Origin of the sequence: Pseudonocardia sp. WMMC193 (assembly GCF_021728735.1) — a bacterium.
GTDB classification, from domain to species: Bacteria; Actinomycetota; Actinomycetes; order Mycobacteriales; family Pseudonocardiaceae; genus Pseudonocardia; species Pseudonocardia oroxyli.
Window position 1 is genome coordinate 6,417,633 of sequence record NZ_JAKKDO010000003.1, and the last position, 12,606, is coordinate 6,430,238.

The window sequence follows — 12,606 nt, forward strand, 5'->3', positions numbered from 1 at the left end:
CGGTAGCGTGCGTCCGATCGGCAGTCGCCGACGAGGTCAAACCAGCGCCTCCTTCCACACCTCGGTCTGTGGAGAGGGTTGATGACGATCGCGTCCGCACCGTCCCGTGCACCCGGCTACGACGAGAACGACCTGGACGACGGCCTCCCGATGCTGCGGAGAATGGCCGCGCTGCCGGAGGACGACCCCGAACGGGACGCCCTCCGCACCACCCTGATCCTGCGGTTCCTCCCGGTCGCCGAGCGGATCGCCGCGCGGCAGGCGGCGTCGACGCCGTGGGCGCGAGACGATCTCCTGCAGATCGGCCGGACGGCCCTCGTCGGCGCCGTGGACCGATGGGACCCCGACCGGGCCCACGGCGACTTCCTCGGCTATCTCGTCCCGTGCGTCCGCGGCGAGATCCTCCGGTTCTTCCGGGACCAGTCGTGGACCATGCGGGTCCCGCGCCGGGTCAAGGACCTCCACGTGGCGATCCGGAAGGTGACCGGTCCGATGTCGCAGGAGCTCGGCCGCGCGCCGCGCCCCTCCGAGCTCGCCGAACGGCTGGGCGTCCCCCGGGAGGAGATCGTCGAGGCGTTGCGCGCCGAGGACGACCACCATCCCATGGCGCTCGACGCCGCCCCCGAGGACGGACAGCCGTCCGTCTCCGACCGCGTCCCCCAGGTCGACGGCGGCTACGAGCTGGTCGAGGACCTCCGGTCGCTGCGGCCCCTCCTGGAACGGTTGCCCGCCCGGGAGTACCGCATCCTGATGCTGCGCTACTACGGCGACCGCACCCAGACCCAGATCGCCCAGGAGATCGGGATCTCCCAGATGCACGTCTCCCGGCTGCTGACCCAGACCCTGGCGCGGCTGCGGCGCGGGCTGCTGGCCGAGCCGCCCGGCGAGGAGGGCCGGAGGCCGAGCCGCTGACCGGGGCGACGCGCTCAACCGCCTCGGGCGAGGCTCAGGGCCGACCGTGCCACCCGGGCGGCCGGCACGTCGAGACACTCGTGGCCGTAGGGGCAGGCGAACTGGCGGCAGGGGGTGCAGACGGTGGGGACGCGCAGCACCCGGGCAGGCACGGACCGGGGCCGGTACTGGTCGAGGTCCTCGGTCCCGGCGAAGAGCGCGACGACGGGGGTGCCCACCGCGTCCGCCAGGTGCATGCCGCCGCTGTTGTTGGTCACCGCCACGGCGGCCCCGGCGAGGAGTCCGGCGAGGCCGGGCACGGCCAGCCCGCCCGCCAGCGCCACGCAGCCGCGCAGGTCCGCCGCGATCTCACCGACGAGGTCGCGCTCGGCCGCGGGGCCGCACACCGCGACCCCCAACCCGCCCGCCACCAGCTTGCGGGCGACCTCCCGGAAGCGGGCGGCCGGGTAGCGCCGTGACGCGCAGGACGCTCCCGGGAGGATCACGGCGTAGGGCCACTGCGTCGCGAGGCGGGCGCCGGTCAGCGCCCGCCGCCCGGCACCGCGGGCGGCCTCGTCGACCCGGGCGTGCAACCGGGTGCCGCCCCGGGGCACCCCGAGCCGCTCGAGCAGCAGCAGCGTGCGGTCGACCTGGTGCACGGCGTCGTCGGGGGCCGGGACCCAGTGCGTCAGGGCGGAGCCGCCGAACTCCTTCGAGGCGCCTGCCCGCACGGGGATGCCGGCGAGCTGGCAGACGTAGCCCGCGGCCCAGGGGGACTGGGAGAAGGAGGTGGACACGAGGGCCAGGTCGTAGCGGCGGGCCGCGATGCGCCCCACGAGGCCCGGGTCGGGCGGTCCGGGAGCGGTGGCGATCCGCTGCCAGGACACGTCGGCCACGACCACGCCGTCGACCTCGGGCAGCAGGTGCGCCGCGGCGGCGCCCGCCGGGGAGGCCAGCAGGTCGATCCGGGCGTCGGGCACGGCGGCGCGCAGCGCCGCGAGCGCCGGGCCGAGCAGCAGGACGTCTCCGAGGTTGTCCGGACGCACCACCAGCAGCCTGCGCACCTGCCCCCACCGGATCGGCGCGCCCGCGACGGCGGCGGGGTGCTCGAGCGGCGCCGTGGCAGGGGACCGGTAGGTCGGACGGCGGCTCACCCCCCGGGCGCCGCGGGGTGACCGGGAAGGCGCCCCGACTGGTTCCCTCGTGCTCATGGGCCCGCGCCTTCCCGCTCGTCGCGATTTCATGCACGCGACGCCACGGTGGTCACGGAGGGTAGTAGTTCGCCCGGAGGAGTTTGTGCCCGGAGACTGAGGCAAGACGACCGCCCATGACCACGGTCTGGAACCCACCCGCGGCGATCCTGTTCGATCGGGACGGCACGCTCGTCGTCGACGTGCCCTACTGCGACGACCCGTCCGCCGTGCGACCGATGCGCACCGCGGCGCGGGCGCTCGGCGCGGTCCGCGCCCGCGGGCTCCCCGTCGGGGTGGTGTCCACCCAGTCCGGCGTGGGCCGCGGTCTCCTCCGGCGGTCGGACGTCGAGGCCGTGAACCGCGAGGTCGACCGCCTGCTGGGGCCGTTCGACACCTGGCAGGTCTGCCCGCACACCCCCGCCGCGGGCTGCAGGTGCCGCAAGCCCGCGCCCGGGCTGGTGCTCGCGGCCGCCGCGGCCCTGGGCCTCCCGCCGCACCGCGTGGCGGTGGTCGGGGACATCGGCGCGGACGTCGACGCGGCGCACGCCGCCGGCGCGGTCGCGGTCCTCGTGCCCACCGCCGCCACCCGGGTGGACGAGGTCGGGCGGGCCCCGGTCGTGGCCTCGGACCTGGTGCGGGCGGTGGACTACCTGCTGCACGGACCGTGCGTGGACGCGGCGTGAGGCGTGTGCGCGACCGCGCGGGCGACGTCCTGCTCGCGGGTCCCGCGGTGCTCGGGGACGTCCCCGCGACCGTCGCCCGTGGGGCGGGCTCGTGAGACCGGTCGTGGTGGTCGGGGACGTGCGGCTCGACGTCGACGTGCACGGCACCGTCGACCGGCTCTGCCCGGACACCCCGGTGCCCGTCCTCGACGTCGTCGAGGAGCGCTCCCGGCCCGGCGGAGCCGGACTCGCGGCGGCCGTGCTCGCGGGCTCCGGGGTGCCGACCACCCTGGTCACCGCCCTGGCCGACGACGGGGATGGGATGCGGAGCCTGCTCGAGCCGTCCGTCCGCGTCGTCGCGGGCCGGGCCCTGGGCGACACCCCGACCACGCGTCGGTGGCACGGCCCGCAGGGCCCGCTGCTGTGCACCGACACCGGCGGGGGCACCCCGGCCCCCGGGTTCGGCGCGACCGTGCGGAACGGCCTGCGGAGCGCGCTCGACGCTGCGGGGGCGGTGCTCGTGTCCGACGACGGCCGGGGGGTCACCGCCGACCCGGTCGTCCGGGAGCTCCTCACCGCTGCCGTCGACCGCGGGACGCCCGTGGTGTGGGACCCGCACCCGCGGGGCCATGAGCCCGTTCCCGGAACCGTCCTCATCCCAAACGCCGCCGAGGCGACCGCGGCGCTCGGGCTGGTCGACGAGGACGGGGACGCGGTCGGCGGCGCGGTGGGCCTGCAGGACGAGCAGGGCTGCCGCGCCGTCGTCGTGACCCGGGGGGAGCGGGGCGCGGTGCTGGTCGTGGATGCGCACTGCATCGTCGTGCCCGCCGTCGCGGCCGAGCAGGGTGACCCCCGCGGCGCGGGGGACGCCTTCGCCGGGCGGCTCGCCGCCACCCTCGCCGACGGGATCGACCTGCTCGCGGGGGTGACGGCGGCCGTCGAGGAGACCGGACGGTTCGTCGCCGCGGGCGGGGCCGCCGCGGTCCGCCGGAGCGAGGGCCGGTGGACGCAGGCCTGATCGGGCCGGGACCGAGACCTCGAGGAGGAACCCGGACACCGCGCCCGTCCGACACACGCGCAGGAGGGCGCTCGGGCGGGGGACGGTCACGGCGATCCCGGGCCGCTCGGTCACGGCCGACGGGCTGCTGCCGCGACGGCCGCGGGCGACAGGTCGACCAGGCACGCCGGGAGCGGTGCCACCGGGCAGCGCGCCTTCCCCCAACAGACCTGCTCGGTGATCGCGTTCGGGAGCCGGTGCGGACAGCCGGGCAGGCCCTGCAGGCTCACCGCCGGGGTGTCCAGCCCGTAGCGCTCGGCCAGTGTGGGCCCGAACAGCCCGATGGTCCGCGCGCCCACGGCCGCGGCGACCCGCGTCGGGCCGGTGTCGCCGCCGATCACGGTGCCACCGCGGCGGCCCACCGCGGCGAACCGGGCGGCGAGCCCGCGCAGGTCGGTCGGCGGCAGCTCCGGCGCCGGGGTCCCGGGTCCGACCGCCACCACCGGCGGGTCGAGCAGCCCGCACAGCGCCGCCCAGTGCGGCCACACCTTCACCGACATCCCCGCCCCGGGGACGAGCACGGTCGGCACGCCGGCGGGCAGGGCGGCATCGGCCGCCGCGATCTCGGCGGCGGTCAGGTGCAGGCGCGGCGGGCGGTACCAGCGCGCGAGCAGGCCCTCCGCGGCCAGGATCCGGACGTAGCGGCGGGAGACCGGTTCGTCCGGCGGCGGATCCCGCCACAGGTCCGTGACGCCCGGCGTGCCGCGCTCGGCGACCAGCTCCGGGATGCCGTGCAGCCGGGTCGTGCTGACCACGAGGTCGGTGTCGTCGAGCGCCGCCGAGACCGTCTCGGGCTCGGCGCCGCGGGCGGCCCGGAGTACCTCCGTCACGGTCGGGTCGGAGTCCAGGAGGGCCGCACCGGGGTCGTGGGTGAGCACCCGCAGCGCGGCGCGGGGGAACCGGGCGGCGAGGCCGTGCACGACCGGCAGCGCCATGACCAGGTCGCCCAGCCCGCCCGACAGCTCGACGACCAGGATCTGCTCAGGCACCCGCACCCACCTCGGCGGTGTGCGGCACGGCGTCGGGCCGCGGGTCGGCTCCGCCCTGCACCATCGCGATCACCGCCCCCACTTCCCCGCGGACCGGCGCCGAAACCCCGCGGTGTGGACGCCCCGCGGCGCGGGTAGCGGTCGGGAATGGACGACACGACAGCCCGGGACCTGCTGACCGCCGAGCGGGACCGGCTCGACGGCGAGCTGCGCACCGAGTCGGCCGACGAGGCCGCGCGCCGGGACGCCCTGGCCGAGCAGGGCGCCGCGGGGGAGGACTTCGGGGACGCGGGCGCCGACCTGGCGCACACGACGGAGGGCGAGCTCTCGGTCGACACGATCCGCAGGCAGCGACGGGAGGTGGGCGAGGCCCTCGACCGCGTGGACCGCGGCGAGTACGGCCGCTGCGTGGTGTGCGGCCGCGAGATCGACGACGAGCGCCTCAGGGCCCGCCCAGAAGCACAGACCTGCCGAGAGCACGCCGCCTGACCCCCGGCGTCGTGGACCGGGGCGAGTGCGGCGTCGGGCCGGCGGCTACCCGCGCCGCAGCCGCTCGGGCTCCGCCGCACCGTCGATGTCGATGCCGCGGCGCAGCAGCTTGAGCGTGTAGATGGTGTCCCGGGAGATCAGGTGGCTCAGCCCGGTCGCGAGCGCGACGGCCACGAGCAGCGGCAGGATGACGGCGTACTGGCCGGTCAGCTCGAACACGATCAGCGCGGCCGCGATCGGGGCGTGGCTCGCGGCGGCGAACACCGCGGCCATCCCGACCAGCCCGAAGGCGCCGGGGGAGAGGGCGAGTCCGGGGAACACGGCCTGGGCGACGACCCCGAACGCGGTGCCGAGCATGCCGCCGACGAACAGCGAGGGCGCGAAGACACCGCCGGAGCCGCCGATGCCGATCGTGAGGCTGGTGGCGACCATCTTCCCGACCAGCAGGAGCACCAGCAGACCGAGCGCGTACGACCCCGAGACGGCCGATTCGAGGACCGGGTAGCCCACGCCGTACATCTGGGGCAGCGCGAAGAGGACCGCGCCGAGCAACACGCCGCCGACGGCGGGCCGCAGCCACTCGGGGCCGCGCCAGACCCGGTCGCAGACGTCCTCGACGAGGTAGAGGAACCGGGCGAAACCCCAGCCGACGACGCCGGCGGCGAGACCGAGGACGCCGTACAGGGGCAGCTCGGCGGCCGAACCGAGCGAGTACGCGGGCAGCTGCAGGACATGGTCGTGCCCGACGAGGGCGTGCGCGATCACGTTCGCGGTGACCGACGAGATCACGACGACACCGAAGGCCTCGGCGGTGAAGGCGCGCAGGATGATCTCCAGCGCGAAGAACACCCCGGCCACCGGTGCGTCGAACGTCGCGGAGATCCCGCCCGCGGCCCCGCACGCGACCATCAACCGCAACCGGTGCTCGGGGACGCGCAGCCACTGCCCGATCGAGGAGCCGAGCGCGGAGCCGATCTGGACGATCGGTCCTTCACGTCCCACGGACCCGCCGGTCCCGATGCACAGCGCCGAGGCCAGCGACTTGACCGCCGCGACCCGCGCGGGGATCCGACCACCGTTCTGGGCGACGGCCAGCATCACCTCGGGCACGCCGTGGCCGCGGGCCTCGGGGGCGAACCGGTACACCAGCGGTCCGTAGAGCAGGCCGCCGACGACCGGGGCGAGCAGCAGGAACCACGGTCCCAGCGCGGGCAGGTGCAGGCTGGCGACGCGGCCCGCCGCGCCGTAGTCGTTTCGCCCCGTGACCAGGTTCGTGATCGCGAGGATCAGGTAGCGGAACACGACGGCACCCAGTCCGGCGCCCGCACCGATGATCAGGGCGAGCCCGACGAGGCCGTACTGGCTGGCGACCAGCCACCCGTGCACGCGGCGCAGCGTCGTCACGGCAGCACCGCCCACTCCTGCTCGGGAACCTCGCCCGCGGACTCGGCGAAGGTGCGCAGCGCGCGGACGACCGCGTCCCGGTCGCCCGGGGGCATGCCGGCGAGCAGGGTCCCCAGCTCGGCGCGGCGCCGCCGGGTCACCTCGTCGACCAGCGCGAGGCCGCGCGTGGTGAGGCTGACCCGCACCTCGCGGCGGTCGTCCGGGACCCGGTCGCGGCCGATGAGGCCGCGCGCCTCCAGGCGGTCGCACATCCGGGTCGCGGTCGACGGCGTGACGGCGAGGATGCCCGCCAGGTCGACCGGGCGCCGGGCGCCGCGCTGGGCGAGCACGATCAGCGCACGGTACTGCGGGAGCGTCACGTCCTCGTCGACCGCGGCGAGGGACCGGGCGACGACGGCGAGCAGCGCGCGGCTCGCCGTCATCACCGCGTCGACCAGCTCGTCCGTGGAGGGTTCGTCGACTCGTTGCACGGCGACATCATTGCACAGTGCCATGATTGCCGTGTGCAACTCCGCTGTCCGGGGCGGTCACTCGATCCCGCCGGGCCGGGACATCGGCCGCGTCGGCCCTCACGGGTCAGGCGGAGTCGGCGACGTCCTCCGTGGTGCCCTCGCGTTCCCGGACGGACGCGGCGGAAGGGGAGAGGGCCGCGCGGCCTCCCGGGGGGCGGGGAGGCCGCGCGGCGTGCGGGGTCAGCCGCGTGCGGGCGACACGGCCACCGGCTCCCGGTGTGCCTCGTGGTGGTTGGCGTTCTTCGGGACGGCCAGGACCTCGCGGGTGCGCGCGTCGACGTCCGCGTCGGAGAGCACGCCGTTGTCCGCGAGCACGGACTCCAGCGCGGTCAGCCAGTGCTCGTAGTAGCTCCACGGCTCGCCTGCGCCGCCGCCCTCCCACTGCTTGATCGCCTGGATCAGGGAGAGCTGGAACTCGCTCCACTCGTACTTGCCGTTGTGGTAGGCCGCGACGGCCATGGCGAAGGCCCGCAGCTCCCACGGCTCGCTGAACATGCGCTCGTCCACCCCGCCGCCGGGCAGGTCGCAGACCAGGGCCTCGACCCGGCGTCGGGCGTCGCCGAGCTCGGTCGTGTCGGTGCGCATCACGGCGTCCCGACCGGACCGACGCCGATCATCGAGTCCCGCGTGACGAGCGCGGCGAGCTCGAAGGCGCCCAGGTCCTCGGTGCCCGCCGGGCGCTGCGGGAGCACCCAGTAGCGCAGCTCGGAGCTGGAGTCCCAGACCCGGACCTCGACGTCGTCCGGGATCGGGAAGCCGAAGTCCTCGGCCAGGACCTTGCGCGGCTCGCGGACGATGCGCGCCCGGTAGGCCGGGGCCTTGTACCAGTTCGGGGGCAGGCCGAGCACCGGCCACGGGTAGCACGAACACAGCGTGCAGACGATGGCGTTGTGGACGGTGTCGGTGTTCTCGACGACGACCATCTCCTCGCCCTGCAGTCCGCCGATGCCCATCTCGGCACAGGCGGCGGAGGCGTCGGCGAGCAGCCGCTCCTTGAACTCGGGGTCGGTCCACGCGCGGGCGACGACCTGGGCGCCGAGCTGCGGCCCGACCTCGTTCTCGTAGATCTCGGCGAGGCGGTCGATCGCCTCGGTGGTCATGATCCCCTTCTCGATCAGCATCGCCTCCAGGGCCTTGACCCGGGCGGTGATCTCCTCCTGGGTGCGGAGGCGGGTGTCGGTGGGCGCGTTCATCGTCAGCTCCTGTCGTCGGACGCGAGGGTGAGGTAGGGCTCCCACACGTCGAAGTACACGGTGTTGTTGGGCTCGGCGGCGTCCGGCCCCCACAGCTCCTGGGCGGTGAACCGCACGGTGTAGAGGTGCTCGGGCGCCTCGGGGCCGTCGTTGCCCGCGCTGTCGGGGTAGATCGCCGCGCCGTGGGCGCCGGTGATCTCGCCGGTGCGGCCGCGCACGTAGCGCGCGCGGCGGGTGTGCCCGTAGGGGCTGTCGTCGCTGACCCGCACCCGGTCACCGACCTTGAACTGGGCGATCTTGTCGGTCGGCCGGTTCGCCGGCGCCCCGCTCTTCACGACGGCGTCGACGAAGGCGAGCAGCTCGGGGTCCTCGCGCTCCGGCAGCGGTGCGTCCGGGTTCTCGAGGTAGAACTTGGTCCGCTCCTCCAGCTCGGCGAGGTCGATCACGCCCTTCTGCGCGCCGCGGTCCTCCACGACGTGCACCCAGTGCTCGTAGTAGTTGGAGAGCAGGTACTCCGCCGCGTCCATCTTCTCGATGCTGTGCCGGAACGCGTCCACGCCGAAGAAGCCGGCGCGGAAGCAGTTCGAGAACATCGCGAAGGCGGCCTTCTCCCACTCCGCGCGGAACACCGGCTCGTTCTCGACGGTCTGGACCTTGCCCATCCCGTCCGTGCCACCGAGGTCGAAGACACCGTTCATCCGGATACTCCCGTCGTCTGTCGCGGGGCGGGGAAGCCACCGCGGGCGAGCTCGTAGGTGTGGGCGACACGCAGCACCGTCGCGTCGGCGAAGTGCTTGCCGATGATCATCAGGCCGGCCGGCAGCCCGTCCACCAGCTCGGTCGGCACACTGCAGGCGGGGTGCCCGGTGACGTCGAACGGGGCGGTGTTGGCGATCATCGACAGGGCCGTGTCGAGGTAGGTGCCCAGGTCGGCGTCCGCGGGCGGGATCTCCCGCGCCGTGTAGGGCAGGGTCGGCATGACGAGCACGTCGTAGTCCGCGAGCGCCGCGTCGTAGGCCGCGCGCACCTCCGGCACCAGGTTCTGGGCCATGGCGTAGTAGGTGCCGCCGCCGACGGCGAAGGTGTGCCTGCCGGACATCGCGACGAGCTTGACCGTCTTGGACAGCTCGGCGCCGCGCTCGGCACGCCCGCGCCGGTAGTGGGCGATCAGCTCGGGATCGTAGAGCCCGGACCAGTTCATCCCGTAGGCGTTGCCGTCCACCATCTGGTAGGCGGCGCCCTCGGTCGCGATCACGTTCCAGACGTGCATGGCGTCGAGGTGCCAGGGGATCGAGACCTCGCCGACCGACAGCCCCGCCGCGGCGAGGACGTCGACGGCGGCGCGCACGGCGGCGTCCACCGCGGGGTCGGAGTTGGCGTGTCCGAACCCCTCGGTGACGACCCCGACGCGCAGCCCCGCGGCGGGTTCCGCGAGGGCGGCCGAGTAGTCGACCGGGTCGATCACGGTGGGCTGGCGCGGGTCCTTCCCGTCCCGACCGGCGAGCACGTCGAGCATGAGTGCGGCGTCGGCGACGGTGCGGGTGATCGGCCCGAGGTGGTCGATGGTCTGCTCGATCGGGAACGCGCCGGTGTAGGGCACCAGGCCGAAGGTCGGCTTGTGCCCGACGGTCCCGCAGAACGAGCTCGGGATCCGCACCGAGCCGCCCTGGTCGCCGCCGAGGGCGAGGTCGACCTCGCCGGTCGCGACCAGCACCGCGCTGCCCGAGGACGAGCCGCCCGCGTTCCGGGTGGGGTCCCAGGGGTTGCGCACCGGGAGGGGCTGGGAGGTGAAGCTGGCACCGGAGAAGCAGAGGTCCTCGCACACCGCCTTGCCCGCGATCACGGCGCCCGCGTCGAGTAGGCGCTCGACCACGGTGGCGTCCCGGGTCGGGACGAAGCCCTCGACCGTCGCGGACCCGTTGGCCATCGGGATGCCTGCGACCGCGACGTTGTCCTTGATCGCGACCGTGCGCCCGGCGAGCGGCCCCTCGGTGACCCCGGAGACCTCGGCCGTCACGGCCCAGGCGTTCAGGGGGTGGTCGCCGGGCTGCCACTCCCGGACGGGGGCGGTGGGGGCGGTGCGGCGGTAGAGCGCCTCGACGGCGTCGGACGCGGCGAAGCTGGCGGCGACGGCGGGGGCGAACTCCGCGAGCTCCGCGCTGCTGAGGCCCAGGTCGGCGCCCAGTTCGGCGAGCCGCTCCGGCTCGGGTGGGGGAACAGCCACAGGTGGGCTCCTGTCGTCCGTAGGTGCGGGTGAATCTACGAACACCCCGCTTCACATGTCAACGGGTTGCGACATATTGACTTGTTACAAGGAGGTGACTACGCGAAGGTCCGTGCCGACCGCCTCCGCGACGTGGATGCGCTGCCCGACGACGCCGTTCGCGTCGAGGGTGACGGTGCCGCGCGGCATCTCGAAGCGGGCGTCGTGCATGGCGCCGGCCACGGCGCGCGGGTCGTCGCTCCCGGCGCGCAGCGCGGCCGCGAACCACATCCGGACGCCCTCGTACACCGACTCGCTCAGGGTCGACAGCGGCGGCGCCCATCGGCCGAACCGCTCCCGGTAGCGCTGCAGCAGCGTGGAGTTGTGCTCGGTCTCGAGGGACTCGACGTAGCCGGACACGGTGTGCAGGCCCGCGGTCGCCTCCGCGCCGATGCGGGCCAGCGTGGACTCGTCCATGGCCGGGGCGAGGGTGAGGCAGCGGTGGTGCAGACCGCGCTCGTGGCACTGCCGCTGGAAGGTCGCGGCGTCCGCGCCGACGAACGTCGACAGCACGATGTCGGCGCCCGACCGCTCCACGGCCTCGACGACGGCGGCGAACTCCGTGGTCCCCAGCGGCGCGAGACGCTCCCCGACCAGCGTGCCGCCGAGCCGGGGCAGGACGTCCCGGGCCGCGGCGTGGGTGGCCCGCGGCCAGCAGTAGTCGTTGCCCGCCAGGAACCAGCGCCGCCCGCCCGCCGCCCGCATCATCGGCATGGCCGCCGCCGCGAGCTGCTCGGCGGGACGCTCACCCAGCTGTACCCGCAGGCCGCCCGACACGCCGCCCTCGTTCATCAGGGTCTGGACGAGCAGGACGCCCGAGTCCGCCATCGCGGCGGACACGGCGACGAAGGTCGCCGAGGTCGTCGCGACGAGGATGGTGCGGCAGCCCGCGGCGGCGAGTCTGCGCGCCTCCCGCGCCCCGGTCGCCGGGTCGGTCGCGTCGTCGCCCACCACCAGCTCCACCGGGCGGCCGCGCAGCCCGCCGTCGGCGTTGATCTCCTCGAGGGCGAGCGTGGCCATGTTGTCCGAGGCCGCGGCGAACAGGTTGCCGGGCCCGGACTTGGAGGTGAGCAGCCCGATGGTCGTGTTCTCGTGGGCCGCGGTGCGCAGGACGTGCCCGCGCCTGCGCATCAGCCACTCGAACCCCGGCTGGTCCAGCTCGGACTGCAGCCGGACCCGGGTGCCCGTGCCGTGCGCGGCGAACCGCAGCACGGTCCGGCCGCGCCACGGCTGGTCGTGCACGATCTCGATCATCCGGCCGGTCCGCACGGTGCCGATCCGGCCGACGATCTCGACCAGGGCGCCGTCCGGGTCGAGCGGAGCCCGCAACGTGACGGCGGCGCCGGGGACCACCCGGTCGCACAGCGCGTCGAACACCCAGCCCGCGCCCGCCCCCGCGCCGAACAGGCCGAAGACCACGTGCGGCGGCGCAGGCACCTCCTCCTGCGCGGTCAGCGTGAGGACGGACATCGAGCCCCCGTGGGGTGTCAGTCGTGCCGGACGGTAGGAGTCGAGACTGCGGCGGGTCGCGTGGGGAGGACGCGCAGTCTACCGGGTGTCAGGCAGGGCGTTCGTGCTCGACGGCGTGGGGTACCGCGTCGCCGACGGACCGCAGGCCCGACCGGAACACCTGGTGGAGCAGGGTCAGCACGTCCCGCGCCGAACCCGAGGGGTCGATCGAGTAGTAGCGGAAGCGCCCGTCCCGGCGCTCGCTGACCAGGCCGGCGACCCGCAGGACCTTCAGATGGGTGGACACCGCGGTGCGACCGACGCTCGTGATGCGCTCCGCGATCGCCCCGACGCTGCACTCCTCCTCGGCCGCGAGGATCCCGAGGATGTCGCGGCGGACCGGATCGGCCAGGGCGTCGAAGGCCATGTTCGAGTCCACGTCCGGCCCTCCAAGTGTCAGCTGTTGCTGACATGAGCGTACAACAGCCGGCGGGTCCTCATGTC

At 74.8% G+C, this 12,606-nt stretch carries 14 protein-coding genes; 4 read left to right on the forward strand and 10 right to left on the reverse strand.

The window, feature by feature from the left end; translation table 11 throughout:
* Positions 1-81: 81 nt before the first annotated feature.
* A complete protein-coding gene (locus tag L3X23_RS32795; protein ID WP_237197323.1) occupies positions 82-912 on the forward strand; it encodes a sigma-70 family RNA polymerase sigma factor in 831 nt (276 codons plus the stop codon).
* Between the two features lie 14 nt (positions 913-926).
* On the opposite strand, the gene L3X23_RS32800 is transcribed toward L3X23_RS32795, so the two are convergent.
* A complete protein-coding gene (locus L3X23_RS32800; protein WP_237197325.1) occupies positions 927-2,045 on the reverse strand; it encodes a glycosyltransferase family 9 protein in 1,119 nt (372 codons plus the stop codon).
* A gap of 173 nt (positions 2,046-2,218) precedes the next feature.
* Here L3X23_RS32800 and L3X23_RS32805 point away from each other — a divergent pair, with 173 nt between their 5' ends.
* Both L3X23_RS32805 and L3X23_RS32810 read left to right on the forward strand, forming a co-directional pair.
* Complete coding sequence (locus L3X23_RS32805) at positions 2,219-2,767, forward strand: HAD-IIIA family hydrolase (protein ID WP_237197328.1); 549 nt, start codon at positions 2,219-2,221, stop codon at positions 2,765-2,767.
* Between the two features lie 91 nt (positions 2,768-2,858).
* Positions 2,859-3,764 carry a PfkB family carbohydrate kinase gene (locus L3X23_RS32810; protein ID WP_237197330.1) on the forward strand — a complete coding sequence of 302 codons (906 nt, stop codon included), beginning with the start codon at positions 2,859-2,861 and terminating at the stop codon, positions 3,762-3,764.
* A gap of 110 nt (positions 3,765-3,874) precedes the next feature.
* Here L3X23_RS32810 and L3X23_RS36440 read toward each other — a convergent pair whose 3' ends face one another.
* On the reverse strand, positions 3,875-4,792 hold the full coding sequence (locus L3X23_RS36440; protein WP_237197332.1) for a glycosyltransferase family 9 protein: 918 nt from the start codon (positions 4,790-4,792) through the stop codon (positions 3,875-3,877).
* A gap of 147 nt (positions 4,793-4,939) precedes the next feature.
* Between L3X23_RS36440 and L3X23_RS32820 the strand changes: the two genes are divergently transcribed.
* Positions 4,940-5,281 carry a TraR/DksA C4-type zinc finger protein gene (locus tag L3X23_RS32820; RefSeq protein ID WP_237197334.1) on the forward strand — a complete coding sequence of 114 codons (342 nt, stop codon included), beginning with the start codon at positions 4,940-4,942 and terminating at the stop codon, positions 5,279-5,281.
* Between the two features lie 45 nt (positions 5,282-5,326).
* Here the strand turns inward: L3X23_RS32820 and L3X23_RS32825 are convergent, their stop codons facing one another.
* The 8 genes from L3X23_RS32825 to L3X23_RS32860 all read right to left on the reverse strand — a co-directional run bounded on the left by L3X23_RS32825 (position 5,327) and on the right by L3X23_RS32860 (position 12,541).
* Positions 5,327-6,685 carry a chloride channel protein gene (locus L3X23_RS32825; protein ID WP_237197336.1) on the reverse strand — a complete coding sequence of 453 codons (1,359 nt, stop codon included), beginning with the start codon at positions 6,683-6,685 and terminating at the stop codon, positions 5,327-5,329.
* Positions 6,682-7,155, reverse strand: a complete 474-nt coding sequence (locus tag L3X23_RS32830; protein ID WP_237197337.1) for a MarR family winged helix-turn-helix transcriptional regulator — start codon at positions 7,153-7,155, stop codon at positions 6,682-6,684. Before L3X23_RS32830 ends, L3X23_RS32825 begins: the two co-directional genes overlap by 4 nt.
* Positions 7,156-7,377: 222 nt before the next feature.
* The gene (locus L3X23_RS32835; RefSeq protein ID WP_237197340.1) at positions 7,378-7,782 is read right to left on the reverse strand and encodes a nitrile hydratase accessory protein; all 405 of its coding nucleotides are present in this window, start codon (positions 7,780-7,782) and stop codon (positions 7,378-7,380) included.
* A complete protein-coding gene (gene nthA / locus L3X23_RS32840) occupies positions 7,782-8,390 on the reverse strand; it encodes a nitrile hydratase subunit alpha (protein ID WP_093088532.1) in 609 nt (202 codons plus the stop codon). Before nthA ends, L3X23_RS32835 begins: the two co-directional genes overlap by 1 nt.
* A gap of 2 nt (positions 8,391-8,392) precedes the next feature.
* Positions 8,393-9,088 (reverse strand): nitrile hydratase subunit beta, encoded by a 696-nt coding sequence (nthB, locus tag L3X23_RS32845; RefSeq protein WP_237197341.1) that lies wholly within the window; start codon positions 9,086-9,088, stop codon positions 8,393-8,395.
* Positions 9,085-10,614, reverse strand: a complete 1,530-nt coding sequence (locus tag L3X23_RS32850; protein ID WP_237197343.1) for an amidase — start codon at positions 10,612-10,614, stop codon at positions 9,085-9,087. The genes nthB and L3X23_RS32850 overlap by 4 nt, the downstream gene beginning before the upstream one ends.
* Before the next feature lie 84 nt (positions 10,615-10,698).
* Entirely contained in the window at positions 10,699-12,123 is a 1,425-nt protein-coding gene (locus tag L3X23_RS32855) for a substrate-binding protein (protein ID WP_237197345.1), read from the reverse strand.
* Positions 12,124-12,211: 88 nt separating this feature from the next.
* Positions 12,212-12,541, reverse strand: coding sequence for a helix-turn-helix transcriptional regulator (locus L3X23_RS32860; protein WP_237197347.1), 330 nt, complete (start codon positions 12,539-12,541; stop codon positions 12,212-12,214).
* Between the last annotated feature and the right edge of the window lie 65 nt (positions 12,542-12,606).